Origin of the sequence: Agrococcus sp. SL85 (genome assembly GCF_026625845.1) — a bacterium.
Taxonomy (GTDB): domain Bacteria; phylum Actinomycetota; class Actinomycetes; order Actinomycetales; family Microbacteriaceae; genus Agrococcus.
In genome coordinates this window covers 1,421,254-1,446,108 of record NZ_CP113066.1, presented here as the reverse complement: position 1 = coordinate 1,446,108, position 24,855 = coordinate 1,421,254, and the positions used below count along the sequence as shown (strand labels likewise).

The 24,855-nt window shown below is 73.3% G+C and carries 33 protein-coding genes and 1 tRNA gene; 5 read left to right on the top strand and 29 right to left on the bottom strand.

Going from position 1 to position 24,855, the window contains the following annotated elements; all coding sequences use genetic code 11:
* Positions 1–107: 107 nt before the first annotated feature.
* The 3 genes from OVA14_RS07140 to OVA14_RS07130 are packed head-to-tail and all read right to left on the bottom strand — an operon-like array spanning position 108 to position 1,762.
* On the bottom strand, positions 108–875 hold the full coding sequence (locus tag OVA14_RS07140; RefSeq protein ID WP_267503241.1) for a hypothetical protein: 768 nt from the start codon (positions 873–875) through the stop codon (positions 108–110).
* A complete protein-coding gene (locus OVA14_RS07135) occupies positions 872–1,345 on the bottom strand; it encodes a hypothetical protein (RefSeq protein WP_267503240.1) in 474 nt (157 codons plus the stop codon). The genes OVA14_RS07140 and OVA14_RS07135 overlap by 4 nt, the downstream gene beginning before the upstream one ends.
* Before the next feature lie 9 nt (positions 1,346–1,354).
* Positions 1,355–1,762 (bottom strand): hypothetical protein, encoded by a 408-nt coding sequence (locus OVA14_RS07130; RefSeq protein WP_267503239.1) that lies wholly within the window; start codon positions 1,760–1,762, stop codon positions 1,355–1,357.
* 216 nt (positions 1,763–1,978) lie between these two features.
* Between OVA14_RS07130 and OVA14_RS07125 the strand changes: the two genes are divergently transcribed.
* Complete coding sequence (locus tag OVA14_RS07125) at positions 1,979–2,242, top strand: hypothetical protein (protein WP_267503238.1); 264 nt, start codon at positions 1,979–1,981, stop codon at positions 2,240–2,242.
* A gap of 5 nt (positions 2,243–2,247) precedes the next feature.
* Here OVA14_RS07125 and OVA14_RS07120 read toward each other — a convergent pair whose 3' ends face one another.
* From OVA14_RS07120 to OVA14_RS07110, 3 genes are all read right to left on the bottom strand, one after another.
* Complete coding sequence (locus tag OVA14_RS07120; RefSeq protein ID WP_267505521.1) at positions 2,248–4,395, bottom strand: bifunctional DNA primase/polymerase; 2,148 nt, start codon at positions 4,393–4,395, stop codon at positions 2,248–2,250.
* 104 nt (positions 4,396–4,499) lie between these two features.
* The gene (locus tag OVA14_RS07115) at positions 4,500–5,141 is read right to left on the bottom strand and encodes a hypothetical protein (protein WP_267503237.1); all 642 of its coding nucleotides are present in this window, start codon (positions 5,139–5,141) and stop codon (positions 4,500–4,502) included.
* A 26-nt stretch (positions 5,142–5,167) separates the two neighbouring features.
* Complete coding sequence (locus OVA14_RS07110) at positions 5,168–5,929, bottom strand: PD-(D/E)XK nuclease family protein (RefSeq protein ID WP_267503236.1); 762 nt, start codon at positions 5,927–5,929, stop codon at positions 5,168–5,170.
* 27 nt (positions 5,930–5,956) lie between these two features.
* On the opposite strand from OVA14_RS07110, the gene OVA14_RS07105 reads away from it, so the two are divergent.
* Positions 5,957–6,691, top strand: a complete 735-nt coding sequence (locus OVA14_RS07105) for a hypothetical protein (RefSeq protein ID WP_267503235.1) — start codon at positions 5,957–5,959, stop codon at positions 6,689–6,691.
* Here the strand turns inward: OVA14_RS07105 and OVA14_RS07100 are convergent.
* The 10 genes from OVA14_RS07100 to OVA14_RS07055 all read right to left on the bottom strand — a co-directional run bounded on the left by OVA14_RS07100 (position 6,627) and on the right by OVA14_RS07055 (position 11,476).
* Positions 6,627–8,378 (bottom strand): DNA cytosine methyltransferase, encoded by a 1,752-nt coding sequence (locus tag OVA14_RS07100; RefSeq protein WP_267503234.1) that lies wholly within the window; start codon positions 8,376–8,378, stop codon positions 6,627–6,629. The two genes, OVA14_RS07105 and OVA14_RS07100, sit on opposite strands and share 65 nt — an antisense overlap.
* Positions 8,375–8,611, bottom strand: coding sequence for a hypothetical protein (locus OVA14_RS07095; RefSeq protein WP_267503233.1), 237 nt, complete (start codon positions 8,609–8,611; stop codon positions 8,375–8,377). The genes OVA14_RS07100 and OVA14_RS07095 overlap by 4 nt, the downstream gene beginning before the upstream one ends.
* Positions 8,608–8,949 carry a hypothetical protein gene (locus tag OVA14_RS07090; protein WP_267503232.1) on the bottom strand — a complete coding sequence of 114 codons (342 nt, stop codon included), beginning with the start codon at positions 8,947–8,949 and terminating at the stop codon, positions 8,608–8,610. Before OVA14_RS07090 ends, OVA14_RS07095 begins: the two co-directional genes overlap by 4 nt.
* A gap of 23 nt (positions 8,950–8,972) precedes the next feature.
* Positions 8,973–9,491, bottom strand: coding sequence for a hypothetical protein (locus tag OVA14_RS07085; RefSeq protein ID WP_267503231.1), 519 nt, complete (start codon positions 9,489–9,491; stop codon positions 8,973–8,975).
* Between the two features lie 182 nt (positions 9,492–9,673).
* Positions 9,674–9,979, bottom strand: coding sequence for a hypothetical protein (locus OVA14_RS07080; protein ID WP_267503230.1), 306 nt, complete (start codon positions 9,977–9,979; stop codon positions 9,674–9,676).
* Positions 9,976–10,338 (bottom strand): hypothetical protein, encoded by a 363-nt coding sequence (locus tag OVA14_RS07075; protein WP_267503229.1) that lies wholly within the window; start codon positions 10,336–10,338, stop codon positions 9,976–9,978. Before OVA14_RS07075 ends, OVA14_RS07080 begins: the two co-directional genes overlap by 4 nt.
* Positions 10,335–10,619: a hypothetical protein gene (locus OVA14_RS07070; protein WP_267503228.1), complete on the bottom strand. Its 285-nt coding sequence runs from the start codon at positions 10,617–10,619 to the stop codon at positions 10,335–10,337. Before OVA14_RS07070 ends, OVA14_RS07075 begins: the two co-directional genes overlap by 4 nt.
* Before the next feature lie 88 nt (positions 10,620–10,707).
* Positions 10,708–11,010 (bottom strand): hypothetical protein, encoded by a 303-nt coding sequence (locus tag OVA14_RS07065; protein WP_267503227.1) that lies wholly within the window; start codon positions 11,008–11,010, stop codon positions 10,708–10,710.
* Positions 11,007–11,237, bottom strand: a complete 231-nt coding sequence (locus OVA14_RS07060; protein WP_267503226.1) for a helix-turn-helix domain-containing protein — start codon at positions 11,235–11,237, stop codon at positions 11,007–11,009. The genes OVA14_RS07065 and OVA14_RS07060 overlap by 4 nt, the downstream gene beginning before the upstream one ends.
* The gene (locus OVA14_RS07055) at positions 11,234–11,476 is read right to left on the bottom strand and encodes a hypothetical protein (protein WP_267503225.1); all 243 of its coding nucleotides are present in this window, start codon (positions 11,474–11,476) and stop codon (positions 11,234–11,236) included. The genes OVA14_RS07060 and OVA14_RS07055 overlap by 4 nt, the downstream gene beginning before the upstream one ends.
* Positions 11,477–11,620: 144 nt before the next feature.
* Between OVA14_RS07055 and OVA14_RS07050 the strand changes: the two genes are divergently transcribed.
* Genes OVA14_RS07050 through OVA14_RS07040 form a run of 3 tightly spaced genes read left to right on the top strand, consistent with a single transcriptional unit; the run spans position 11,621 to position 13,536 of the window.
* Entirely contained in the window at positions 11,621–11,986 is a 366-nt protein-coding gene (locus OVA14_RS07050) for a helix-turn-helix domain-containing protein (RefSeq protein ID WP_267503224.1), read from the top strand.
* A gap of 7 nt (positions 11,987–11,993) precedes the next feature.
* Positions 11,994–12,413 carry an ImmA/IrrE family metallo-endopeptidase gene (locus OVA14_RS07045; RefSeq protein WP_267503223.1) on the top strand — a complete coding sequence of 140 codons (420 nt, stop codon included), beginning with the start codon at positions 11,994–11,996 and terminating at the stop codon, positions 12,411–12,413.
* A complete protein-coding gene (locus tag OVA14_RS07040; RefSeq protein WP_267503222.1) occupies positions 12,406–13,536 on the top strand; it encodes a tyrosine-type recombinase/integrase in 1,131 nt (376 codons plus the stop codon). The genes OVA14_RS07045 and OVA14_RS07040 overlap by 8 nt, the downstream gene beginning before the upstream one ends.
* A gap of 94 nt (positions 13,537–13,630) precedes the next feature.
* Here OVA14_RS07040 and OVA14_RS07035 read toward each other — a convergent pair.
* The 13 genes from OVA14_RS07035 to OVA14_RS06980 all read right to left on the bottom strand — a co-directional run bounded on the left by OVA14_RS07035 (position 13,631) and on the right by OVA14_RS06980 (position 24,821).
* Positions 13,631–13,706 (bottom strand) — tRNA-Thr (locus OVA14_RS07035).
* Positions 13,707–13,783: 77 nt separating this feature from the next.
* Positions 13,784–15,358, bottom strand: a complete 1,575-nt coding sequence (locus OVA14_RS07030; protein ID WP_267503221.1) for an alpha/beta hydrolase — start codon at positions 15,356–15,358, stop codon at positions 13,784–13,786.
* 61 nt (positions 15,359–15,419) lie between these two features.
* Positions 15,420–16,565 carry a DNA polymerase III subunit delta' gene (locus tag OVA14_RS07025; protein ID WP_267503220.1) on the bottom strand — a complete coding sequence of 382 codons (1,146 nt, stop codon included), beginning with the start codon at positions 16,563–16,565 and terminating at the stop codon, positions 15,420–15,422.
* 31 nt (positions 16,566–16,596) lie between these two features.
* Positions 16,597–17,241 carry a dTMP kinase gene (gene tmk, locus OVA14_RS07020; protein WP_267503219.1) on the bottom strand — a complete coding sequence of 215 codons (645 nt, stop codon included), beginning with the start codon at positions 17,239–17,241 and terminating at the stop codon, positions 16,597–16,599.
* Positions 17,238–19,973: a type I DNA topoisomerase gene (gene topA / locus OVA14_RS07015; protein ID WP_420710649.1), complete on the bottom strand. Its 2,736-nt coding sequence runs from the start codon at positions 19,971–19,973 to the stop codon at positions 17,238–17,240. Before topA ends, tmk begins: the two co-directional genes overlap by 4 nt.
* Before the next feature lie 157 nt (positions 19,974–20,130).
* Positions 20,131–20,469 (bottom strand): Rv3654c family TadE-like protein, encoded by a 339-nt coding sequence (locus tag OVA14_RS07010; protein WP_267503218.1) that lies wholly within the window; start codon positions 20,467–20,469, stop codon positions 20,131–20,133.
* The gene (locus OVA14_RS07005) at positions 20,469–20,714 is read right to left on the bottom strand and encodes a hypothetical protein (RefSeq protein WP_267503217.1); all 246 of its coding nucleotides are present in this window, start codon (positions 20,712–20,714) and stop codon (positions 20,469–20,471) included. The genes OVA14_RS07010 and OVA14_RS07005 overlap by 1 nt, the downstream gene beginning before the upstream one ends.
* Positions 20,715–20,806: 92 nt before the next feature.
* Positions 20,807–20,980, bottom strand: a complete 174-nt coding sequence (locus tag OVA14_RS07000) for a DUF4244 domain-containing protein (RefSeq protein ID WP_267503216.1) — start codon at positions 20,978–20,980, stop codon at positions 20,807–20,809.
* 258 nt (positions 20,981–21,238) lie between these two features.
* Positions 21,239–22,078: a type II secretion system F family protein gene (locus OVA14_RS06995; protein WP_267503215.1), complete on the bottom strand. Its 840-nt coding sequence runs from the start codon at positions 22,076–22,078 to the stop codon at positions 21,239–21,241.
* On the bottom strand, positions 22,075–22,779 hold the full coding sequence (locus OVA14_RS13830) for a CpaF family protein (RefSeq protein ID WP_420710648.1): 705 nt from the start codon (positions 22,777–22,779) through the stop codon (positions 22,075–22,077). Before OVA14_RS13830 ends, OVA14_RS06995 begins: the two co-directional genes overlap by 4 nt.
* Positions 22,748–23,164 carry a hypothetical protein gene (locus OVA14_RS13825; RefSeq protein ID WP_420710667.1) on the bottom strand — a complete coding sequence of 139 codons (417 nt, stop codon included), beginning with the start codon at positions 23,162–23,164 and terminating at the stop codon, positions 22,748–22,750. The genes OVA14_RS13830 and OVA14_RS13825 overlap by 32 nt, the downstream gene beginning before the upstream one ends.
* A gap of 219 nt (positions 23,165–23,383) precedes the next feature.
* Positions 23,384–24,481, bottom strand: a complete 1,098-nt coding sequence (locus OVA14_RS06985; RefSeq protein ID WP_267503214.1) for a sensor histidine kinase — start codon at positions 24,479–24,481, stop codon at positions 23,384–23,386.
* A 136-nt stretch (positions 24,482–24,617) separates the two neighbouring features.
* A complete protein-coding gene (locus OVA14_RS06980; protein WP_267503213.1) occupies positions 24,618–24,821 on the bottom strand; it encodes a hypothetical protein in 204 nt (67 codons plus the stop codon).
* Positions 24,822–24,855 lie beyond the last annotated feature (34 nt).

Genomic DNA, 24,855 nt, shown 5'->3' with positions numbered 1-24,855 from the left:
GGGGTGATCGCGGGCCCGGGGAAGTTGCAGGGCGAAGGCCCCACGAGAGCGGATCATCGTGGGGCCTTCGTGTGGACATGGTTGTCCGGTGCGGGACCAGATTAGGGCTAGGCGACCACATCCGTTGACACAGCGCCGGTGGCGAGGTGCGCGGTGAACGTCCAGGCGTGGTGCTCGCGGGTGGGGGTGCGAGTGGTGCGGATGCGGCCGTGGATGGGGGCGATGTCTTCGAAGGAGGCGCGGGCGATGTCGCGGGCTGCGTCGTGGCGGAGGCCGCGGGAGGCGGGCACGTCGACTTCGTAGGGCTGCGTGTGGGCGGCCTGCTCGTCGGCGTACCTGCTGAACGACTCAACCCCGTGCTTGCCCTCCCAGACTGCGCGGCAGGCGCGGCAGATGGTGCGGACGTCGCGGACCTGCTCGGTGGGGTCGCGCCGGTACTCGATGATGACGGCCGACTGCAGCGTCCCCTCGGGGGTGAGGGTCTCGGCCTTGCCGCAGGTGATGCAGGGGGTGTCGAGGAGCTCGACGGTGCGGGGCGGGTCGAGGATGCGGTCGATGTCGGCGGCCCACGCGGTGAGGCGGCGGGTCCAGTCGTCGGTGTAGTCGAGGTCGAGGTCCTTGGCGATCGCGTGCCAGGCGTTGAGGGTGGCCTCGGTGGTGGCGTGCTCGGCGGTGCCGCCGAGGTGCCGGTACTCGCGGGCGATGGTGGTGGCGATGTCGCGGTCGGTCTCGAGCGCGCGGGGGTCGAGGGGGATGCGCTCGTTGGGGAGGCTGCGTCCGCCGCCGATGGATGCGCTGCTGGTGATGGCGGCGCGGAGGTGGGCGAGGCGGTCGTTGGTGAGCTCGTGGACGGCGGTGGCGAGGTCGGTGGTCATCGGGAGGGCTCCTCGGTGTTGTGGTTGCGGCGGTCGATGGCTTCGACCCACTGGGTGGCGACGGCGGCGACCTGCACGAGCTCGGTGCGCAGCGCCTCATCGTCGAGCTCGGCGAACGCTTCGAAGACCTCCTCGAGCAGGATGTCCTGCCACGTGATCGAGCCGCGCCGGGCTTCTTCGTTCGTCGCGCGCTTCGCCGCGCCGGCGAGCGCCGCCGACGACACGGTCGCCGGATCACCCGAGCGGAGGCAGTTCGCGATCGCGAGCAGCGGGCGATCACCGAACCTGCGGTCGGGGTGGTTCTGCTGGCCCCACTTCGCGTTCTGGCGCTCGCGCTCGTCGGCGATCTCGTTGAGGACCAGGTGCATGTCGTGCTGCTCGTCGTGGGCGAGCGTGGGGGTCGGCTCCTGGTGGGCGGCGAGGACGGCCGCGGGCGGCGGGCAGTACGTGGGCTTCGGGTGGCGCTTCATGAGGTTCTCCTAGAACGGGTAGGTGCGGTTGGTGGGGTCGTGCTCGGCGACGAGCTCGAACGGTTCGGGCTCCCCCGCCGCCAGGTACATCTGCGGGGCGGGGAAGGCGTGCCCGCAGCGGTGTTCGGGTGCGTGGCGGGTGGCGGGGTGCCAGCGGCTGGGGTGGCCGTGGTGGTGGTGTCCGCTGCGGTCGGTGCGCCAGGTGTAGATGGGTCGGCCGGCGAGGATGCAGGCGATGGCTTCGGCTTCGGTGAGGGTGTGGGGGTCGGCGTGCTTGGGGTGGTGCCAGATGCCGTGGTTGTCGTCGTGGTCGAAGCGGTGGATGGGTGCCTGGCAGCGGGGGCAGGTGGTGGGGCGGGCGTGGCGTGCGGGGATGGTGGCGCGGGTGGGGAGGTGCTTCTTGCGGGGCTTCGGCATGTGGGCTCCGGTGGTTCGAGGGGTGGCGGTGGAGCGCACCTCGGTGCACCTCGGAGTCTTCGTGTTCGATGCACCCGATCGACCTGCTGCACCTGCACCTCCCCTTAGGGGGGAGGTGCAGAGGTGCATGCCAAGCACCTGCACCTGAGGTGCATGCACCTCACTGAGGTGCAGAGGTGCAGGAGGGGTGCGAACGGGGCGGGTTACGGTGGCGTCATGGCAACGCGATTCCGACCCCTGCACGAGGTGAACGTGCCCTTCGAGAAGGAGTTCTCGCTGTACGGGCGGGACTGGCGGCTGGGCCCGGCGGGTGGCACCAACCGGTGGCTGGTGCTTCCGGATGGCTCGACGCGTGACGTCGCGACGATCGAGCTCGACGGCGACGACTGGAACGTGTGGTCGGAGGCACTCGGCGACCGTCACGCGTTCAGTCCGCGCGAGGCGATCGAGACGGCGATCAAGGGCCACCTGGGCTCGTAGGGCGTTCACGACTCGCCACCCTCGGACAGTGCCTTGTAGGAGCGCCAGGCGTCCTGGCTGCGGCGGTCGGCCCAGCCGAGGCGGTGCTTGATGTCGCGGTAGGAGCGGGCGGGCGGGTCGAGTGCGGCGACGGCGTCGACGTCGGCGATCGCGTCGCCGATGGTGAGGCCGGGGCCGGCGAGGTGCCAGCGGGTGGCGGAGTTCTCGCGTTCGTCGAGGACGAAGCGGGCGAGCATGGGTTCGCGGCCGCCGTCGGCGAGGGCGCGGAGGGCGCCGTGGCGGTCCTTGATGATGCGCAGCTCGGACTGGCCGCCCTTGCCGGGCGCGAAGGAGGTCTCGACGGTGACGCGGATGAGGGCGCCGTCGTAGGCGCGCTTCTTGGCGATGGTGCCGGATGCTCCGTAGGTGCGGGAGTCGGTGCCTTTGGAGAGGTGGTCGATGGTGAGGACGGCGGCGCCGGCGGTCGCGATGCGCGCCATGACCTGCTGGTGGACGCGCGTGTACTCGTCGGCGTCGTTGCTGCTGGCGCCGTAGAGGGGCAGGAGCTCGCCGATGGAGTCGAGGACGACGAGGGAGGCGGGCCGGGCGACGAGGTCGGCGACGATCGCGTCGGCTGCGGCCGCGTCTTCGGGGAGGCCGAGGCGGAACGTGTCGGGGTTGCCGAGCTGGGTCTTGGTGGCGCCGAAGCGGCGGAAGCGGGCGATGGTGGCGGGGGCGCCGTTGTGGTCGAGGTCGATCCAGGCGACGGTGCCGCCGCCGTGGAGGGTGTCGATGGCGATGGCGGTGGCGAGGAGCGTCTTGGCTGCTTCGGGGTCGCCGACGAGGCCGTTGACGGCGGACGGGTAGAGGATCGGGAGGCCGCCGGGGAGGTGGGTGCCGATGGTGGGTTGCGGGGGCGCGTAGGTGCCGTCGAGGTGGTCGGTGGGGTCGATCCAGGCGGGTGTGGGCGGGGTGGCGGCGGCGTCGAGCTGCTCGACGCGCTTGCGGGCTTCGCGCTGGATGAGGAGGCGGGCGGCTTCCTCGCTGATGCGCTGCTCGAGCGGGTCGACGGGCGCGGCGGGCCCCGGGGCCTCGGCCACGGGCTGCGTCTGCTGCGGCTCGTCGACGTCGGCGGGCGTCTCGGCGGCGACGGCGTCGGCGAGGTTCGCGTGGGTGAGGTGGATGACTTCGGCGAGCTGGGGCTTGTCGCCGTAGCCGGTGCGGCCGAGTTCGCGGGCGGCGGCGGCGTGGTCGCCGTGGTGGTCGAGGACGGCGTAGGCGCCGAACTTCGTGTACGGCGTCTCCGTCTGGAACTCGGTGCTGCTGGTGAAGACGTAGAGGCGGTCGCGGTCTTCGGCGTGGCCGGTGGTGGCGGAGATGCCGATGTTCTTGCCGGGGCGGCGCCAGTAGCGGGTGCGGCCCTGCGTGTACACGAGGGTCCAGCCGTGGGGCTCGAGGATGTCGGCCCAGTCGGTGCGGGCCTCGTAGTCGTCGCCGGGCTTGAGGCGGTCGCCGCTCCCCTGCCGGTCGGCCGTCGACGCGGGCCGCGGCGCGGGGGCGGGCTGTTCGGGCTGCTCGTCGAGGGTGCGGAGGAGCTCGTGGAGGGCGGCGCGCTCCTCGGCGGTGATGGTGGGGGCGGTGGCGGGGCTGCCGACGATGCGCCGCCACGGCTGCCCGGTGGCGTGGCGGGTGGAGGGTGCGACGACGACCTGGCCGCCTTCGCCGCGGGTCTCGGCGAGGACCTCGCGGTCGGCGTTGCGAGCGAGCTTGAGGTTGCCGGGCACGTCGATGCCGGTGACGCGGTAGTGGAAGTGCCAGCCGCCGGACGGGGACATCTCGACCCAGCCGCGGGTGATGGCGTCCCACACGTCGCCGAGGCCGGACGCGTAGGCGAGTTCGCGGAGTTCGGGGAGGCGGTGGGCGGCGCGGCCCTCGAGTTCGGTGAGTTCCGCCCCGCCGCTGATGGCGCCCTGGACGACGCCGAGGTCGTGGCCGCCGTCGGCGAACCAGGCCCGGACGGTGTCGGGGGTGGCGCGCTGGGCGGTGTAGTGCCGCCAGGAGGCGAGCGCGGGCGCCTTGGACGCGTCGGCGCGGATGGGGACGATCGAGTACCCGTGCGCGAGCAGGTCGAGGGCCGCGTCGAGGATCGGGTTGGCGGGGGTCTCCGCGGTCATCGTCACCGTGGGCTCCTTGCGTCGTGGGGGTGCGTCGTGGGGTTCGTGGGCCTGCAGGGCTTGCACCTGCGCGCGCCGCTGGGTCGGCTGGCCCGGCCGAGGGTCTAGAAGGGGGTCTCGGCGATGAGGGCGATGTCGACGCCGAGGGCGGCGGCGATCTGCGGGTCGGCGAGGCCGAGGCCGCGCATCTGGGTCACCTTCGCCTGCAGCTCCTTGTCGGGCTGGTCGGCGGTCGGCGTGGGCGGGCCCCACACCTCGGCGGGCGCGGCCGGCGCGGTGGGGGCGGCCCGCTGGGGCTGCTCGGCGACCGCCTGGGCGAGCCCGGTGGGGGGCGCCTGGTAGCGGTAGGTGAACAGCTTGGGCTGGTTGAGGCGCGGGTTGGGCGCCTCGCCGAGGCCGGTGAAGGTGGCGGTGAAGGTGCCGCCGGGGAGGAGGTCGCCGACGCCGGCCGCCTTGATGGCGGCGAGCAGCTGCTTCTTCTGGTCGCCCCACCACTTGATGTAGACGCGGCGCTTGCCGTCGTCGTCGGGGAGGGCGGGGTCGCGCTGGTCGGTCTGCAGGGTGACGACGACCTGCTGCTTCGGGTTGCCGTCCTGCCACGTCTCGGGCTCGCCGGTCTCGTAGTGGGTGGTCTGGCGGAGGTCGGCGGACTCGACGACGCCGGTGATGGTGGCGCCGATCGTGTCGTCCTTGGCGAAGGCGGAGGGGATGCCGCCGGAGGCGGCGATCGCGTCTGCGAGGGACATGGTGGGGGTTCCTGTTCTGTCGTGGATCATCGGGTTGCCGCGGCGAAGGCCTCGGCGAGGGTGGTGGGCCGTGTCGTGGCCCGGCACCATCCGCACCAGTGGTCGGTGCAGGTGGGGTGCTCGTTGAGGGCCGCCTCGAGTCCGAGGAGGCGGAGTTCGGCGGCGAGGCCGTCGAGGCGGGTGAGGGCGTCGAGGGCGACGCCCGGGTCGAACGGCTCGGACCAGACGTGCATGTCGGTGAGGTCGCCGTCGCGGGGGACCCAGACGAGGGCGACGTGCTCGGGAACGTGCGCGGTCGACCGGAGGAGGCCGAGCCCGTACAGGTGCGCCTGGATGCGGTAGGTGTCGTTGGGGCCGTTGGCGCGGTACGCCTTGATGCGGGTCTGGGAGCCCGACTTCCAGTCGATGACGGTGCGCGTGTGGAGGTCGTAGAGGTCGCAGGTGCCGGCGATGTCCTGCCCGGCCCACTGGCCGAGGTGGACGCGCTGCTCGACGAGGTAGCGGTCGTGGAGGGGCCGGAACCAGCCTTCGAGCTGCGCGTGGATGGCGGTGCCGACGGCGGGCCGCCACGCGGCCTCGCCCGCGCGCGGGTCGGTGGCGCCGGCGAGCTTCGAGAGGATCGCGCGGGCGCACGGGTTCCCGATCTCGGACGGGCCGATCGACTTCTGCAGGGTGCGGGGCTGCTGCCGGATCGCGTCGGCGACGACGGCGGTCAGGTCGCGGCCGACGACGACCGCGTGGTCGAACTGGCTGCGTGTCCCGCTGCGGATCGGCTCGAATCGGCTCATGCCCGCACCCCCGTTAGCATTCGGCGCATGAAGCCGCTGCCGCCCGATCCCGCACCGCTCTTTGAAGCTGAGCCCTTCCAATGGCTCGCGGACGTGGCGGTGCCTGGAGGGCTCGGCCTTGCTGCCTTGCTCGCGACGATCGTGAGCTTGGTGATCGCTTCCAGCGCCAAGAATCTGTCGGAGGCGGCGCTGGCTCTCGAGACGCGGTCGAACGAACGGGCCGAGGGCGTGGCCAGACGCGAGGAGAAGCTCCGTCTCCTCCAGGCGATCCTGAGCTGGGGTGAAGCCGAGTACGGACCCGACGGCCGGCAGTCGTCCATCGAGAGCTGGGCATCGCTCGAAGCGCTGCTCAGAACGTCGCCAGCGGAAGGCGCGCACACTGCGCTCGAGATCCTGTCCAAGATCAAGCGAGCCCCGTTCGGGCAGTTGACCGACTTCACGTGGAGCGTCATCCGTCCGCAGTGCCGCGGGCAGGTGACGGCAGTCGCCGAAGCGTTGGCGAACGACCCTGCTGCATTGGCGGAGATCCTCGCCTCGATGCCGGCTTGGGTCGGCGTCTGGGCGAACTGGGCTGAGAACGCAGTGGACGGCGTCGGCGGACATGGGTACTGGGAGCCTGACCCCGAGGAGGAAGACGAGATCCGTAGCGAAGGTGACATCGGACCAGCGCGCGAGAGAAGATCCTGGCTGGAGGCGATCATGCAGCGACTCCGTAGGCCTCGGCGACCGTCGCGACGAGGTCGCGCGCGGCGGGCGGCGTGACGGCGTTGCCCGAGAGCTTCACCTGCTCGCGGCGGTTGCCGCGCATCTCGTAGTCGGCGGGGAACGCCATCGCCTGCTTGATCTCGCCAGGCTCGAGCATCCGGAAGTAGACGTCATGCACGTCGATCGTCCGCTGCTGCGATCGCAGGAGCGCCTGATGGCCGGCGGTGGTGACCGTGCGCGCGGGCTCGCGGACGGGCGTTGTGAGGCTCGACTGGTCGCCACGGTTGTTGTTCATGCGCATGAGCAGGCCGTGGCCGCCGCCACCCGCCGTCGTCATGGTCGGCATCGGCTCGGAGTCCGGCCGCGCGCGGTTGCCGTGCGTGTTCGTCATCACGAGCGCGTGGTGGTTGCCCGAGGCCGTGACCGTCGCGAGCGCGTCGTCGGCGCGGCGCGCGAAGGATCCGCCACCGCGGAGCTCAGCGATCAGCGGCGGGAACGCGAGCGCCTTGCTCGTGTCGTTCGCCGTGACCGTCGAGAGCGGGCCATCGACATCGCGCGTGCGGTACTCGAAGGTGCGCTCGAGCATGAAGGGCGGGGCGACGAGGCCGTGGTTGGCGCCGTCGGCGACGACCGTCGGCAGCACCTCGGCGCTCGGGTCGAGGTCGCGCACCCGCTCGCGGAACTGCGTGAGGAACGGGTGCCAGGCGACGCCCTTCGACATGGTCGTGTGCAGGGTGCGGAGCACGTCGTCGGTCGGCCAGGCGCGCACGTAGCCGTCGCCGCGGCCGTGGGCGGTGTGCTTCGGGTCGGTGGCGTCGTAGGCGTTGCCGGCGGCCTCGAGGTGGATCGGCGACCAGTAGCGCTCGATGCCGGCGCGGATGCGCGCGAGCGTCTTGTCGGCGAGGGCCTTCATGCCGAGCTCGGCGCGGTCGCCGATGCGGATGCCAGGGTTCGACCAGTCGATGATCGACGCGGCGGGCAGCCAGCCGGGCTCGACGATCTGGTAGCGGCAGGTGACCTTCGGGCAGCGGTAGACGTACTGCGAGCGGTAGCGGCCGGGACGGGAGCCGTCGCCGTTCTTGAACGACTGCATCGCCTCGACGACCTCGTCGCACGAGGGGCAGTAGGCGCGCGGCCGCTGCATGCGCTCGAAGTCGGGCGCCTTGTCGCCGCGGCGCCAGAACGCGATGTAGACGCGGTCGCGCGACTGCGGCGCGGGGAGGCCGTAGGCCTGGGCGTGCATCGAGTTGAGGGAGATGACGCGGTGCTCGTAGCCCATCGAGTGCATGGCGGCCAGCCACGCCTTGAAGAGGCCGCCGCGCTCGCCCCACTCGGCCGACCAGTCGGCGACCTCGACGACGTTCTCGACGAGGATCGCCTTGTAGCCGTGCACCTCGGTGAAGCGGACGACGTCCCACATGGTGGCGCGCGAGCGCTCGGCGGCCGCGTCGGGGAGGACGTCGCCGAAGAGGTCGGGCTGGCGGGCGACCTTGCGGCCCTTCGCGCGCGAGTGGTTCGTGCATTCGGGCGACGCCCACAGGATGTCGGTGCCCGGGACGTACCGCGGGTCGGTGTTCGAGATGTCGGCCTGCAGGTGGTCGGTGTCGGGGTGGTTCGCGTTGTGCGTCTCGATCGCGAGGTCCCAGTGGTTCGCCGCGAGGCGCACTGTGATGCCGGGGATGGTCGTTGCGCCGGTCGAGCTGCCGCCCGCGCCGCAGAAGAGGTCGGTCATGGTGAGAGTCATGCGTCGCGCCACTTCGCCTTGAGGATGTGCTCCTGGATGCGGGCGCGCTTCACCTCGGGCTGGCCGTGCATGTTCGTGATCTGCTCGACCTCGTAGATGGTCGACTTCGTCCGCACGCCGACCGAGGAGACCTGGATGGCGGCGACGCCGATGACTCGGATGGTGCGCTTCTCCCACCCGCGGTTGCGATCGCGGAGCGTGCGGCCGATCCAGGGCTCGATGGTGCCGCTCATCGGACGACGACCTTGGGCGTGCCCTCGTTGTAGAAGGCGTCGAGGTCGGCGGGGGCGATCTGCTCCTTGATCGCGGTGAGGTCGGGGGCGACGGTGACCTTGTAGAGGGCGGCGTGCGTCGCGGGCGGGTAGGCCCGCTGGAAGCGGTCGGCGTCGAGGCGCCGGTTGTGCTCGATCGACACGCGGACGCCGGCGTACGGGTGGGAGCCGTAGCCGAGGTCGCGCAGCTGGTCGTCGATCTGCTTGATGCGGGTGGCGGCGTCGTCGGCGATCGCCTTGAGCTGGGTGCGCTCGGCGACGATCGCGTCGAAGTCGGGGCGGGGGGTCTGGTCGTTCATCGGGTCTCCTGGTGGTGGGCCGCTCAGGCGGCGGCGGATCGGGTGATGGTGGTGATGCGCTTGTGGAGGTCGCGGAGCGCGTCGGCCTTGCCGCGCTGCTCTGCGGTCTGCCTGGTGTGGACGGGCTGCCGCTCGTAGGCGATGGCCCGGTCGAGCACGGCGGCCGCGATCATGCGCGCCTCGTCAGCGCTGCAGGCGAGCACGATCGCGTCGCCGTCGTAGTGGACGGCCGGGGTGCCGGCGACCGAGGTGATGCTGGCGACGCGGCGGTCCTGCTCGCGCTGGCGGCGGGCGTCAGCGTGGGCGGTGCGGCAGGCCTGGCAAGGCTGCTCGCCGTTGCGCTCGTGGCGGCGGTACGCGGCCGTGGTGCCGCACGGTGCGAGCTCGCCGCGCGGCTTCGCGCCGTTCGCTCGCCGGTGAGCCCGGGACTCGCCAGCGGTACGGGCGCGGCAGGCGTCGCAGCGGCAGCCGTGGCGCGCGTAGCAAGTGCGCGTCTCGTCGTGCTTGTGGTCGTCGGGGCAGACGAAGCGGTCGCCGCTCATGCGCGGGCCACCTTCGGCCACTCGCACGACGGGTCCGTGCAGGTCTCGGCGTGGTCGATGGTGCGGACGGAGTCGAGACCGCAGCGCGGGCAATGCTTCATCGGGAGTCCTCCTTCATGGCGTTCCAGTGGTCGTCGTTGATGTGGTCGTGGTCGGCGCGGTCGTCCGCACGCTCGTCGAGGTCATGCATCGGGCGCCTCGATCCGGTCCGCGCGACGGTGCAGGCGCTGTTGGGCGTCCAGGCCGCTATAGGAGATGCCGAAGCTCGGTTGGAACTCGGTCGTCCCCGCTTCCCGCACCGCTTCTGCCTGCGCCGCCCGGACGAGCGACTGGAACTCAGGCGTCGCCACGAGTTCGCGGTACTTGGCCGTGCCTCGCTCCTTCGTGCGAGCCGACATCAGGTCGAACTTGAAGTCCGGGTTCATCCGCTCGAAGTCGAGCCGCGCGAGCGCTTCGATCTGCTCTTCGGTCGGCTGGTAGTCGTTCATGGCCGCTCCCCCGTGAGGAGGGCGACGAGGTCGCGGACGGTGCAGGTGACGTACTGGTCGAGGCCGTCGCCGTGGCCGCGGCGCTTGTGGATGACGAGGCCGGCCAGGCCGTCGTCGTTGCCGCGCTCGGTCTCCGCCTCCCCCACCCACGCGCCGAGCTCGGCGCGGGTGGTGTCCTTGCACTCGACGGTCACGCGCTGCCCGAGGTGGCGGACGCCAGCGATGTCGCCCTTGTCGGCGGCGCCGGTCTTCACGCGCCGGTCGATGCGGTCGTCGACGTGGGCGGCGAGGGTGTCGGCGATGAGCCGCTCGAAGCGCGTGCCGGCGGCCTTCGCGGACGCGCGGGTGCGGGGGCTCATGCGGCGGCCTTCCGGTGCTGCAGGGCGGTGAGGAACAGCGCGGCCTGCTGGTGGTTGTGGAAGCGGTGGGTGGCGCCGGTGTGGGCGTTGACGAGGTAGACGGCGCCGGGGACGGGGCGAGGCCACCAGTCCCAGCCGCCGAGGCGCGACACCTCGTAGGCGGCGACCTGCTCGATCGCGGCCGCGTGCGACGGCGCGAACGTGTAGCCGTCGTTGGGGGTGGTGACGAGCCAGCCGGCGATGGTGCGACGGATGCTGTAGCGGATGCCGTAGCGGCTCATGCGGTCACCAGTCCTGCGGCGACGAGTCCGACGAGGGTGAGGTAGCCGAGAGCGGGGCCGACGAGGCGCTCGAGGATGCGGTCGGCGTTCATCGGGGCACCTTCACGCCGAGCGCGTCGAGCGGCGGGTGCAGCATGGCGATCACGTGGGCGGCATCGAGGGCAGCGAGCGTGGTGCGGGTGCGGTCGATGTCGTCGGCGAGGCCGGTCCAGGTGATGAGGTCGGCGGTGGCCTCGGCGACGTCGCGGGCCTGCCGGACGACCTCGCGCTCGGCGGAGCCGTCCTCGTCGGTGGCGGCGAGCGCGCGCTTGCACGCCTCGGCGATCGCCTCGAGCTCGCTGATGCGGCGCTCAGCGATGGGGAGGCGGGCGGGGAGGGTCTCGAGGGTCATGCGCGGGCCCCTTCGGTGGTGACGGTGCGGGAGTCGAGGAAGCGCTGCACGTCGGACTCGGCGATGCGGTACTTCTTCCGGTTGTCGGCGAGGTTCGTCGCCTTGAGGGAGCCGTCGGCGATCCGGGCGAGGACGTAGTTCTTGCCGACGCCGAGGAGGTCCGCGACGGCGAGGACCGACAGCTGCCGGTCGACGCGGGCCGGGGTGGGGGCGGGCGCGGCGCTCATGCGGCGTGCTCCGGGAGGCGGCCGGCGGCGAGGTCGTACTTGTCGACCTCGAGCCAGTCGGCGAGGCGCTCGACCTCGTAGAGCGAGAACTCCTGGGCGCCGTTGTAGCGGCGCCTGGCGGCCTTCGCCCCGAGGCCCAGCACCTTGGCGAGGTCGGCAACGCTCTTGCGCTGCCAGCCCATGTGGGCTCGGACGGCGGCGGCGACGCGGTCTCCGAGGGTGGTGGTGGGGGTGGTCATGGCGTCGAGTATGAACCCGTTTCGGTTCATCGCCAAACCTATCTCGGTTCGGCGTGTCGCTTCCGAGTCGGCAAATGGCCACTTCTGTTCCGTATTCGGTTCATGGCGTGTACTCTCGAACCCATGGCAAGGACCCCAGCCCCGATGACCGAGTGGGCGTGCGACATCGCGCGCGCGATCGCGCGAGTGCTCGACAACCGCGGAATCAGCGACCGCGAACTCGCCCGCATGATCGGCCGCTCGCAGAACTACGTCTCGATCCGGCTGCGCTGCGAGTCCCCGCTATCGCTGGCCGACCTAGACGCGATCGGCCACGCCCTCGAAATCGACCCGGCATCGCTGCTCCACGGCGTCCCGCGGAAGCCGTTGTCGGAGGCCGCACCTAGCGTCAGCGGAAACGGAACGGATGTCGCTACTGCGGTGCATGGTCGAGACGAGGGGACGAAGAGCGCATATGGACTGGCAGCGAAGCGCGGACGGCGGAAGGCCGACCAGCCCCACGCTGAGTGACCTGGCCGTGATCGCCTCGCAGCACGACGTCACGCTCCACCTCGCGCACCTCGAGGACGGCGTGCTCGGCTACTACGAGCCGACCGAGGCGCGCGTCTACTTCACCTTCGGCCTCACGCCCGTCGAGGAGCGCGCCGTCATCGCCCACGAGCTCGGCCACGTCGTCCACGGCCACGAGTGCGGCAACGACCGCAACGAGCGCGAGGCGGACACCTGGGCGGCGCAGCTGCTCATCGACGCCACCGCCTACGCCGAAGCCGAACGCCACTCGCACTCCGTGCACGACCTCGCCGACGCGCTTGAGGTCACCGAGGACCTCGTCGTCCACTACCGGACGCACTGCATGCAGCGCCTCGGGCGCCGCACCTACGGCCGGCAGGCGCGCGGCCGATTCACCAACGCGATCGCCAGGGGGCTCAGTGGCTAGGAACATCAAGGGCGACGGCTCGATCGTGAAGTCCGGCGACCGATGGCGCGGCTACATCACCGTCCACGGGCAGCGCCGCTACTTCTCCGCCGTCACGAAGAACGCCGCCAACGTGAAGCGCAAGGCGCTCATCGCCCTCCGCGACGCCGGCCTCGACGTCAACGCGAAGTACACCGTCGACGCCTGGCTCGAGCACTGGCTCACCACGGGCCTCCACTGGGCGCCCCGCTACCGCGACACGCAGACGCTCATCGTGCGCTCCGTCCTCGCGCCGGCCCTCGGCCGCATCCCCCTCGCCGAGCTCCGCCCCGAGCACGTCGAGCAGTGGATCGACGCGATGCTCAACCCGACCGAGCGCGGCGCCAAGCCCCTCAGCGCCGCGACGGTGCGCCGCTACCACTCCACCCTCAGCGGCGCGCTCAAGGTCGCGGAGAAGCGCGGCCACATCGTCCGCAACGCCGCCGCGCTCGTCGACCTCCCGAAGGCCGCGAAGCCGCAGACGACCTCCTACTCGGTCGCGGACACGCGCGCGATCCTCGAGGCCGCCCGCGGGTCCCGCATGGAGGCGCGCTGGCTGGTCGCCCTCATGCTCGGCATCCGCCCCTCCGAGGCGCTCGGCCTCACCTGGGACGCCGTCGACCTCGACGCCGGCCTCGTCACCGTCAAGCAGCAGATGCGCGCCGTGAAGGGCGGAGGGTTCGCGCTGCAGCCGTTCCCGAAGACGCACGCCGGCCACCGCACGATCCGCGCCTCCGGCCGCGTGATCGAGGCCATGCGCGAGCACCGTGCACGGCAGCTGCTCGAGCGCCTCGACTCCGACTGGAAGGGCTGGGAGCACGACCTCGTCTTCTCGTCCGTCAAGGGCACGCCCATCGGCGACGGCGTGGACACGAAGGCGTGGCGGCGGCTCCTCGATGTCGCGGGCCTCCCCTACGTCAAGCGGTACCAGGCGCGCCACACCGCGGCGACGCTGCAGCTCAAGCAGTCAGGGCAGGACGTCGCCGTCGTCGCCAAGAACCTCGGCCACACCGATCCCGCGTTCACGATGCGCACCTACATCCACCCGCTCGAGGACGCCGAGAAGGCGCTTGCGGGGCAGATGGACGCGCTGCTCGGCTCGTAGGGTGCCGGATAGGGTGCCACCGCCCCTGGAACGACGAAACGGCCCCTGACCTGGTCTTCTTGAAGAAGTCCCGGTCAGGGGCCGTTTCGGGTGCTGGTGCCGCCTGGGAGAATCGAACTCCCGACCTATTCATTACGAGTGAATCGCTCTGCCGACTGAGCTAAGGCGGCGTGCCGTGGGCACGAACAACGATCCTAGCGCATCTGGACGCCGCCGACGACCCGACGGCACAGGGCCGGCGCGCCGCTTAGCAGTCGATCGGGCCCATCGGCGCGACACCGGTGAGGAAGTACTCGTCCACGGGCTCGTCGACGCACGCGTCGCCCTGGCCGTACTGCCCGTGGCCCTCGGCGTCGACCGAGATCAGCACGCCCGACTCGAGCATGTCGGCGAGGTCGACGGCCTGCTGGTACGGCGTCGCGGGGTCGTTGCGGCCGCCGATCACGATGATCGGCTCCGCGCCGGGCGCGGTGATCTCGTGCGGCTCGCGCGTGGCCTCGAAGGGCCAGGCGGCGCACGAGCCGAGGCCGATGAAGTCGGGGCCGAGGGTCGGCGCCGCGGCGAGGATCCGCTCGGCGTTCGCGCGGACCTCGTCCCAGTCGGTCACCGCCGGGTAGTCGAGGCAGTTGACCGCGATGAGCGCCTCGAGCGAGTTGTCGGCGAAGCTGCCGTCGGGGTTCACGCCGTAGTACTCGTCGGCGGCCTGGAACGCGCTCTCGCCGGACCCCTCGAGCACGTCGCCGATGATCGCCCGCAGCGCCTGCCACTGGAAGTCGGCGTAGAGGTTCGCGGCGATCGCCACGAAGAAGGCGCTCGAGCCGAGCTCGCGCCCGTCGGCGACGGGGATGGGGCTCGCGTCGAGGTCGTCGATCAGGGCTCGCGTCTCGGCCAGGACGCCCTCCTCGGTGTCGGCCTCGAACGGACAGTCGGCCTGCTGCAGGCAGTCGGCCGCGAAGTTGCCGTAGGCGAGCTCGAAGCCGGCAGCCTGGTAGAGCGTGCCGTCGAAGTCGGTGGAGTCCGGCGCGACCGCCGCGTCGAGCACCATCCGGCCGACGTTCTCGGGGAAGAGGTCGGCGTAGGTCGAGCCGATGAGCGTGCCGTACGAGACCCCCAGGTAGTCGAGGCGGTCCTCGCCGAGCAGCGCGCGCATGAGGTCCATGTCGCTCGCGACCTGCTCGGTGCCGATGTGCTGCAAGTAGTCGCCCGTGTGCTCGAGGCACGAGTCGGCGAACCACTGGGCCGACGCGAGCTGCTGCTCGAGGTCCTCGTCGCTGAGCGGCTCGGGCGCGGGGCCCTCCGGGATCTCCCAGAGCCAGTCGTAGAGCTCCTTCGGGTCGTCGTAGCAGGAGATGGGCGTCGACTGCCCGACGCCTCGGGGGTCGAAGCCCACGAGGTCGTAGTGCTCGCGCACCTCCGGCCGGATGAGGTAGTCGGCGTACTGCTGCACGTACTCGACGCCGGAGGCGCCGGGGCCGCCCGGGTTGTAGAGGATCGCGCCCTCGCGCTCGCCCGTCGCGGGCGCGACGGTGACGGCGAGCTCGATCGTCTCCTCGCCCTGCCCGAACCAGTCCATCGGCGCCGTGATCGTGCCGCACCAGTTGGCGCCGCAGTCCGTCCAGTCGACGTCCTGCCCGTAGTACTGCTCGAGGCCGGGCGCGACCTGCTCGCCCGTCGGCTCCCACGGCGGCTGGCCCGGGTCGGTCGAGGACGTTGCCGCGGGCGCGGTGGGCAGCGCGGGCGGCAGCGGGATGCAGCCGGTGAGGGCGATCGCGGACGCGGCGAGGACGGCGAGGGCGGCCGTGCCGCGGCGGGGGCGATGCATGACGACCACGCTACGCCCGCGGCCTATGGATGCGCGGGGACGCGGCCCGAGGACGCCGCGCTCAGCGGCGCTGCGCCGCACGGGCGGCGCGCACGAGCATCGCCTCGAGGGCGAGCAGGGGCGGCACGTTGCCCTCGATGCGCTCGCGCGCGAGCCGGAGGGCGTCGAGCACCTCGATGACGTCGGCGCGGCGCAGGTAGTCGGCCGCCGCCTGCACGGTCGGCCGCATCGCCTCGTTGACGAGCTCGCGCCCGGCGCCCAGCTGCGTGACGAGGATGTCGCGGTAGAGCGAGAGCAGGTCGACGAGGATGCGGTCGACGCCGTCGCGCATGCCGCGCTTCGCGCGAGCCCTCTGCGCGTCCTCGAGCTCCTTCAGCTGGCGCCGCAGCTGCGGCGGCACGGTGCCGCCCGGCTCGATGCCGAGCTGGTGGAGCGCCTGCGCGCGCTCGGCCTCGTCGCGCTCGGCGGAGAGCGCGTCGGCGTCGGCGGTCGCGATCTCGACGTAGCGCGCGGCGGCGAGCACCGCCGACGACGCGGTCGAGACGCGCATCGCGATCTGCAGCGTCTCCTCGCGGCGGGTGCGCGCCTCCTCGCTCGTCGCGAGCCTGCGCGCCATGCCGATGTGGCTCTGCGCCTCGCGCGCGGCGCGCTCGGCGAGCGCCGGGTCGACGCCGTCGCGCTCGACGAGCAGCCGCGCGACCGCCTCGGGCGCGGGCACCTGGAGGGTGACCGTGCGCACGCGCGAGCGGATGGTGGGCAGCAGGTCGGCCTCGGAGGGCGCGCAGAGGATCCACACGGTCTCGGGCGGCGGCTCCTCGAGCGCCTTGAGGAGCGCGTTCGAGGTGCGCTCCGCCATCCGGTCGGCGTCCTCGACGACGATGACTCGGTGCCTGGCCGTGGAGGGCGCGAGCGCTGCGCGCTGCACGACGGCGCGCGCCTGCGCGATCGTGATGAGGACCCCCTCGGTCGCGAGCGTGACGAGGTCGGGGTGCGTGCGCGCCTCGACGAGCGTCTCGACCTCCGGCTCGATGCCGGCGGGGCCGGAGAGCAGCGCGGCCGCGAAGGCGTAGGCCAGGTTCGAGCGCCCGGATCCCGGCGGGCCCGTGAGCAGCCAGGCGTGGGTCATGGCGCCCGGCTCGTCGGCGGCGGCGCGGCGCAGCTGCGCCACGGCCTCGCCCTGGCCGACGATCTCGCTCCAGCCGCCCATGCGCCCCGCTCGCCCGTTCCCGTCCCGCGCGTCAGCCGCGCGCGTCGAGCATCGCACGCACGGCCGACACCACGCGCGCGTGCACGGCCTCCGGCTCGCCCGAGGCGTCGACGACGACGAAGCGCTCGGGCTCGGCCTCGGCGAGCGCGAGGTACGCGGCGCGCACGCGGTCGGCGAACGCCTCCCCCGCCTCCTCGAGGCGGTCGTAGACGGCGTCGGCGCGGCCCGCCATGCGCTCGCGGCCGGCGGCCGGGTCGAGGTCGAGCAGGATCGTGAGGTCGGGCAGCAGGCCGTCGGCGGCCCACAGCGACAGCTCGCGGACCTCGCCCGGCTCCAGCTCGCGCCCGGCCCCCTGGTAGGCCACGGAGGAGTCGAGGTAGCGGTCCTGCAGCACCACCTCGCCGCGCTCGAGCGCGGGGCGCACGAGCGTCGCGACGTGGTGCGCGCGGTCGGCGGCGTAGAGCAGCGCCTCGGCGCGCGGCGCCACGTGCCCCTCCGTGTGCTGCACGAGCCGGCGGATCTCGACGCCCAGGGTCGTGCCGCCGGGCTCGCGCGTGCGCACGACCGTGCGGCCCTCCGCCTCGAGCCAGGCCTGCAGCAGCGCCGCCTGCGTCGACTTGCCGGAGCCGTCGCCGCCCTCGAGGGTGATGAAGGCGCCGGAGCCGGAGCCGCTCACGAGTCGGCGGCCGGCTTCTTCGCGGGCGCCTTCGTGGCCGCCGGCTTCTTGGCGGGCGCCTTCTTGGCCGCCGGCTTCTTCGCGGGCGCCTTCTTCGCGGGAGCCTTGCGCGCGGGCTTCTTCGCGGGGCCCTTCTCGCGCTTGATCTGCAGCAGCTCGATCGCGCGCTCGAAGGTGATCGCCTCGACGTCCTCGCCGCGCGGGATGGTCGCGTTCGTCTCGCCGTCGGTGACGTAGGGCCCGAAGCGGCCGTCGCGCACCTTCACGGGCTTGCCGCTCACGGGGTCGGCGTCGAACTCCTTGAGCGCGCTCGCCTGGCGGCGCGCGCCGTACTTCGGCTGGGCGAACCGCTCCACCGCCTCCTCGACCGTGATCGAGAAGATCTGGTCCTCCGCGTCGAGCGAGCGGGTGTCGTCGCCCTTCGAGAGGAACGGGCCGTAGCGGCCGGGCCGCGCGGTGATCTCGATGCCCGACTCCGGGTCGACGCCGACGACGCGCGGCAGCGCGAGCAGCTTGAGCGCGGTCTCGAGGTCGATCGACTCCGGCTCCATCGACTTGAAGATCGACGCGCGGCGCGGCTTGGGCGCGGCCTTGCCCTTCTTCGGCGCGACCGGCTTCCCCTCGTCGTCGAGCTCGACCGGGAGGGCCTCCTCGATGTAGGGCCCGAAGCGGCCATCCTTCACGACCACGTCGAGGCCGGTCTCGGGGTGCGGGCCGAGCACGCGGTCCTTGACGGGCTCCGCCTCGAAGAGCTCCTGCGCCTTCTCGGGCGTGAGCTGGTCGGGGGTGAGGTCCTCGGGGATGTTGGCGCGCTTGACCTCGCCGTCGGGGCCGGTGCCCTCGAGGTAGGGGCCGTACTGGCCCACGCGCAGCGTGATGCCGTCGGCGACGGGGATCGAGTTGACGGCGCGCGCGTCGATCTCGCCGAGCTCGGAGACCGTCGCGTGCAGGCCGGGGCGGTCGCCCTTGCCGTAGTAGAAGCCCTGCAGCCACGCCTGGCGGTCGAGCTCGCCGTCGGCGATGCGGTCGAGGTCGGCGAGCATCTCGGCGGTGAAGTCGTAGTCGACGTAGTCGCCCAGGTGCTCCTCGAGCAGGTTCATCGTCGAGAACGCGATCCACTCCGGCACGAGCGCGCCGCCGCGCACGGTGACGAAGCCGCGGCGCACGATCGTGTCGATGATCGAGGCGTAGGTCGACGGTCGGCCGATCTCGAGCTCCTCGAGCGCCTTCACGAGGCTCGCCTCGGTGTAGCGCGGCGGCGGCGTCGTCTGGTGGTCCTTGCGCTCGAGCTCCGCGAGGCCGACCGGGGCGCCCTCGGCGACGTCGGGCAGGCGCGCCTCGCCCTGGCCGCCCTCGGCGGGCGCCTCGTCGGCGTAGCGCGCGTCCTCCTTCGACTCCTCGTAGGCCTGGAGGAAGCCGGGCTCGGTGATGACCGTGCCGGAGGCGGTGAACTCGGCGACGCCGCGGCTCGTGCGCTCGGAGGCGATCGTGATCGTCGCCGTCTGACCGGTGGCGTCGATCATCTGGCTCGCGACCGTGCGCTTCCAGATGAGCTCGTAGAGGCGCTGCTCGTTGGGCGTGAGCGAGCCCTTGACCTCGGAGGGCGTGCGGAAGGTCTCGCCCGAGGGGCGGATGGCCTCGTGCGCCTCCTGGGCCGACTTCGACTTGCCCGAGTAGTGGCGCGGGGTCTGCGGGATCGATGCGCCGCCGTAGAGCGAGGTGGCCTGCTTGCGCGCGGCCTGGATCGCCTGCGCCGAGAGCGAGGGCGAGTCGGTGCGCATGTAGGTGATGTAGCCCTGCTCGTAGAGCGACTGCGCGACCGACATGGTCTGCTTCGCCGAGAGCTTGAGCTTGCGGCCCGCCTCCTGCTGCAGCGTGGAGGTGGTGAAGGGCGCTGAGGGACGGCGGCGGTACGGCTTCGACTCGACGCCGGCGACGCGGAACGAGGTCGACTCGAGCTCGCTCGCGAGCGCCTGCGCGCCCGCCTGGTCGAGCACGGTGCGGACGCCCTTGATCTCGCCGCGGTCGTCGAAGTCGGAGCCCGTGGCGATGCGGGCGCCGTCGAGGCGCACGAGGCGCGCCCCGAAGCGGCTGCCCTCGGCCTCGAACTGGGCGCTGAGGCTCCAGTAGCCGGCCGAGACGAACGCCATGCGCTCACGCTCGCGGTCGACGATGAGGCGCGCGGTGGGCGACTGCACGCGCCCGGCGCTGAGGCCCTGCCGCACCTTGCGCCACAGCACGGGGCTCACCTCGTAGCCGTAGAGGCGGTCGAGGATGCGGCGGGTCTCCTGCGCGTCGACGAGCGGCATGTTGAGCTCGCGCATCGAGTCCTTCGCCTGCTCGATGGCGTCCTTGGTGATCTCGTGGAACACCATGCGCTGCACGGGCACCTTGGGCTTCAGCACCTCGAGCAGGTGCCACGCGATGGCCTCGCCCTCGCGGTCCTCATCTGTGGCGAGGATGAGCTCGTCGGCGTCCTTGAGCGCGCGCTTCAGCTCGGTGACGGTCTTCTTCTTCTCGTCGGAGACGACGTAGTACGGGGCGAAGCCGTTCTCGACGTCGACGGCGAACTTGCCGTAGGCGCCCTTCTTGAGGTCGGCGGGCAGGTCGCGCGGGCTCACGAGGTCGCGGATGTGTCCGACCGATGCCAGCACCTGGTACCCCTCCCCGAGGTACTGCTCGATGGTCTTGCCCTTCGCGGGGGACTCGACGATCACGAGCTTCTTGCCCATGCTCACGCTCACTGCTCTTCGTAGGGGATCCGGCCCGAGCGGGCCACGACTCGACACAATACACATGGCGCCATTGCGCGCTCACAGCCCGGGCATGGCCGTTCGCCGACGGCGCAGGCGCGGCTCGCAGCACGTCCTGCGGGCGCCGGTGCGGCCATCATCGCGGCGGCCCGGCGCGCGCGACGCCGCTCGCGACGAGCGGCCCGACGGGCACGGAGGCCGCGATCCGCACGTCGAGGCCCGTCACCTCACAGGCGTCGAGACGCGCGCCGCTCGCCGCCGCCACGCGGCTCGCGAGGCCGCACGGGTCTCCCGTCGCGTAGCCGCTCAGCGCGTCGGCCGCCGCGAGCGCCGCGGCGTCCGCGGCAGCGGCGGCCCGCGCCTGGGCGATGCTGGCGGTGCCGGCGCCGACGACGAGCAGGGCGAGCGCGAGGACCGCCGCCGCGATGCCGAGCACGAGCACGGTGCCGGAGCCGCGGTCGTCGGCGAGCCGCATCATCGGCCCTCGGCGCTCGCGCACGAGCGAGCCCGGAGCGTGAGCGCCCCGCCGAGGCCCGGTCGCTCGAGCACCGCGCAGACGAGCCCGCCGTGGGCCTCGATCCGCAGCGTCGCGCCGCGCGCGTAGGCGGCGGGGTCGTCGCCGCGACCGGCCGCTCGGGCGGCTGCGCCCGCCGACTGCTCGAGCCCCACCTGCGCGGCCGCCGCCGCGACCGCGCCCACCGCGATGGCGAGCGCGAGCACGGCGGCGGGCAGCGCTGCGGCGAGCCTCGGCGGTCACCGCGCCGAGCTCGCCGCGGAGGGCCGTGAGGGCCCTCCTGCCCGCGCGCGGGCTGCTACTGCACCGTGAGGGCACGCTGCACCATGTCGGTGAGGATGCCGCGCACCTCGTCGGAGCGCAGGATCACCACCAGCAGCCCGGCGAAGCCCACCGCCGCCATCGTCGCGATGACGTACTCGGCGGTCGCCGCGCCGTCCTCCTCGTGCACCAGCCTGTCGAGCATCCGCATGCTCGCCTCCTCTCTCTCGTGGGTGGAGGCGCCAGCATGCGCCCGCCGCCGCGCGGCCCGCGCGGCCCCCGCGACCGCCTGTGGAGGACGGCGGGACCCGCCCCTGGCGGTGGTCGCACACGGAGCCCGGAGCGCATCGCGCGGACGGCGCGCTCGATCGGTCGGAGCGCATCGCGAGCCGCACTGTGCGGCCGGTGCTCCGCTCAGCCCGATCGAACGCGGCACGAGCCGGGCCGCACGAGCTGCGCGAGCGACGCGTCAGCCGAGCGGCGCGAGCGAGGACCGCAGCATCGAGATCACGAGCGGCACGATCGCGAGCAGCGTGAACGCGGGGAGCACGCAGACCCCGAGCGGCAGCGCGAGCCGCACACCCGCGCGCTGCGCCCGCGCCTCCGCCTCGAGCCGCGCGCGGGTGCGCGCCGCGGTCGCCTCGGCCACGAGGAGCCCGCGCACGGGCACGCCCGCGCGCTCGGCGAGCGCGAGCGCCTCGTCGACGGCCGTCCAGTCGGCCGGATCGATCTCGGCACCCTCGAGCGCGGCTGCCGCGCTCCGCCGAGCGGCGGCCGCCGAGCCGCCGCCGGCGAGCGCCACCGCGACGAGGTCGAGCGGCAGGCCGGGCGCCGAGGGGCCCCGTGCGGCGGCCGCGACGATGCGCCGCGACCACCACCAGGCCGCGCAGAGCAGCAGCGCGCCGGCGAGCATCGACCACGTGCCGAGACCGCCGCCGAGCACCGCCGCGGCGATGTCGAGGCCGAGGGCCGCGCCGAAGCCGAGCCCCACGAGCGGGAGCAGCGCGACGAGCCGCGCGGTGGCGCGCGGGCCGGCGAGCGCGGCCTCGAGCCCGCGGCGCTGCGCCGCCTGCTCGCGGAGCAGCCCGGCGAGCCGCTCCAGCGTCGCCGCGGTGGGGGCGCCGGATGCCTCTGCGACCGCGAGCACCGAGGAGACCGCACCGCCCGCCGAGTCGTCCGCGGCCTCCGGGGTCGAGCCCGCGAGGACCCACGCGCGCTCGAGCGGCAGGCCGCCGGCCGCGAGCGCCGCCACCCGGTGCACGGTGGCCGCGGCGCCCTCGAGCGCCGACGCCTGGGCGGCGCCGCTCATCGCGGCTCCGGCGGCGACGGCGCAGGCGTGCGCGGCGACGCGGCCAGCGATCCCGTCGCGCGCACGGGCGACCCGGACTCCCGCGGCAGCACGGTCAACCGCTCGCCCTCGAGCCCCAGCCGCCCGATCGCGACCACGCGCCTGCCCTCGGCATCGCGCTCCACGTGCAGCACCGCCCCGATGGCGCTCACCGCCTGCCGCGCGAGCGCAGCGGGCGTCAGGCCCGCGAGGGCACCGAGCGCCTCCAGTCGAGCCGGGACGTCGTCGAGCGAGTTGGCGTGGAGCGTGCCCGCCCCGCCGTCGTGGCCCGTGTTGAGCGCCGCGAGCAGCTCGCGCACCTCGGCGCCGCGGCACTCCCCCAGCACGAGCCGGTCCGGACGCATTCGCAGCGCCTCGCGCACGAGCCGCTCGAGCCCCACCTCGCCCGCGCCCTCGGCGTTCGCCTGCCGCGCCTCGAGCGCGACGACGTGCGGGTGGCGGATGCGCAGCTCGGCGACGTCCTCGATCGTGACGATGCGGTCGGCGGGCGCGGCCTCGGCGAGCATCGCGCCCAGCAGCGTCGTCTTGCCGGAGCCGCCCGCGCCCGTGACGAGCACGTTCGCGCGGCTCGCCACGAGCGCCCGCACCGCCGCGAGCGGCACGCGCGCGAACGCACCCGCGCCCTCGAGCTCATCGAGCGAGAGCGCCTCGACGCGCGGCAGCCGGATCGAGAGCCTGCGCGCCGGCGACCGCGACGGGCGGCAGCACGGCGTGCACGCGGATGCCGTCGTGCAGCCGCACGTCGGCGCAGGGCGTCGCCTCGTCGACGTGCCTGCCGCCCGCAGCGACGAGCGCGACGGCGAGCGCGCGAGCCCGCTCGGGCGCGATGCGGCCGAGGGCCTCGGCGCCGCTGCCCCGATCCGCCCACACCTGCCCGCCGGTGACGAAGACGTCGGTGACGGCGGGGTCGGCGACGAGCGGCGCGAGCTCGGCGAACTCGCGCAGCGCCGAGCCGTCGGCCGCCGTCCGCGCCGAGGATGCCGGGGCGGCGGCGCGCGCCGCTCCGGCGACGAAGGGGATCCCGCGCACGGGTGCGGTGCCTGGCATGGCGGCACGGTAGGCGGCGGAGGGCCGAGGGCGCGGCCCGAGGGGGCGCCGGTGTGGAGAGGGCCCCACGACGACGAGGGGCGGCGCCCGCCTGGGGGGAGGGGGCGCCGCCGCAGGCGGACGGGATGGGGGATCCACGTCGATCCTGCTCGTCGTCGGCTGGGCCGACGCCTCCATGGTATGACGCCTGCGACCGGATGCGGGGATCGACGCGTCGGATCATCCCGCTGGCAGCGACACCTCGATCGTCCAGCCCTCCCCAGCGGGGCCTGCTTCGAACGCACCGCCGAGCGCCTCGGCACGCGCGCGCATGCGGGCGATCCCGTAGCCGCCGGTCGGCAGCTCGAGCGCACGGGGACTGCCGCCCCTGCCGTTGCGGACGCGGAGCCGCACGCGACCGTCGGCGCGCCCGAGCGAGATCGTCACGGGGGCTCCGGCCCCGCCGTGCTTCAGGACGTTGGAGGTCGCCTCTCGCACGATCCGGCCGAGCGCGGTGTCGATGCTGGGCGGCAGCGTCCCGGCCGATCCCTCGACCAGCAGCTCGCCGCCCGCCGTCTCGATCTGGGAGCGCACGTCCTCGAGGCTCACGCCGAGCTGGTTCCGGATGCTGTCGACGTCCGGCTCGTCCGACCGCGACATCGCGGCGACGCGCAGGACGCGGCGGATGTCGGCGAGCGCCTTGCGCGCAGCGTCGGCGATCGCACCCTCGGCCAGCTGTCGGGACGCGGGCTCGTCCGTGCGACGGAGGACCTGCGCGTGCATCGCGATGATCGTGAGCTCGTGCGCGATCAGGTCGTGGAGCTCGTCGGCGATCCGGTCGCGCTCGATCTGCGTCGCGATCTCCCGGGCGCGGTCCTGCTCGACGAGCGCGCTCTCGAGGGCGCTCGCGCGGCCGCGCAGCCACCGGAGGTAGAGGCCTGCGGCCGAGCTGAGCGTCGCGACGACGGCGAGCGTCGCTGCGTCCTCCGACGCGCCGCTCGCGGGCGCCAGCATGATGACGGCGCCGCAGACCACCCCCGCCGAGAGCGCGTACCCGACGATCACGGCGGAGCTGCACGTCGCGACGACGAGGCCGGCGCCGACCACGAGCACCAGCGCGCCGAGCATGCCGGTGCCCACGAGCACCGTCGCCCCGGCGCTGGCCACGAGCACGAGCGCACCGGCGGGCGGTCGCCACGCGAACACCGCGAAGGAGAGGGTCAGCGCGAGCTCCGCCAGCGCGCTCCCGATCGGGCCCGCGTCGCCGCCGAGCAGCAGCCATGCGAGCTCGGTCGCGGCGATGACGCCGACGACGACGAGCAGCAGCGCTCGAGCCACGCGACCCAGGGGGCGGCCTTCGCCGCCCTGCCTGAGGCGCTCGCGGATCCGGTCGATCGAGAGGCTCGCGCGCCGGCTCATCGCCCCCGTCCCATCGTCTCGCCGACCGTCGCCGAGGCCGTTCGGCCGCGGTCGCTCAGCCGCAGAGCCTCAGCATGCGGCAGATGCGCTCCCAGAACACCTCCTGCGAGACCGGCACGGCCTTCGGGGAGGGCACGGACGACGCGGCGCGCGGCGCCTGCTCCATCGCCGCGGGCGAGGGCGCGAGCGCACCGCCCGTCGTCACCAGCAGGGCGATCACGGCTGCGGCGGCTGCGCCGCCCATGGTCCTCTTGGACATCGGGGCTCCTCGTTCGTGGATGGTGGGCCCAGTC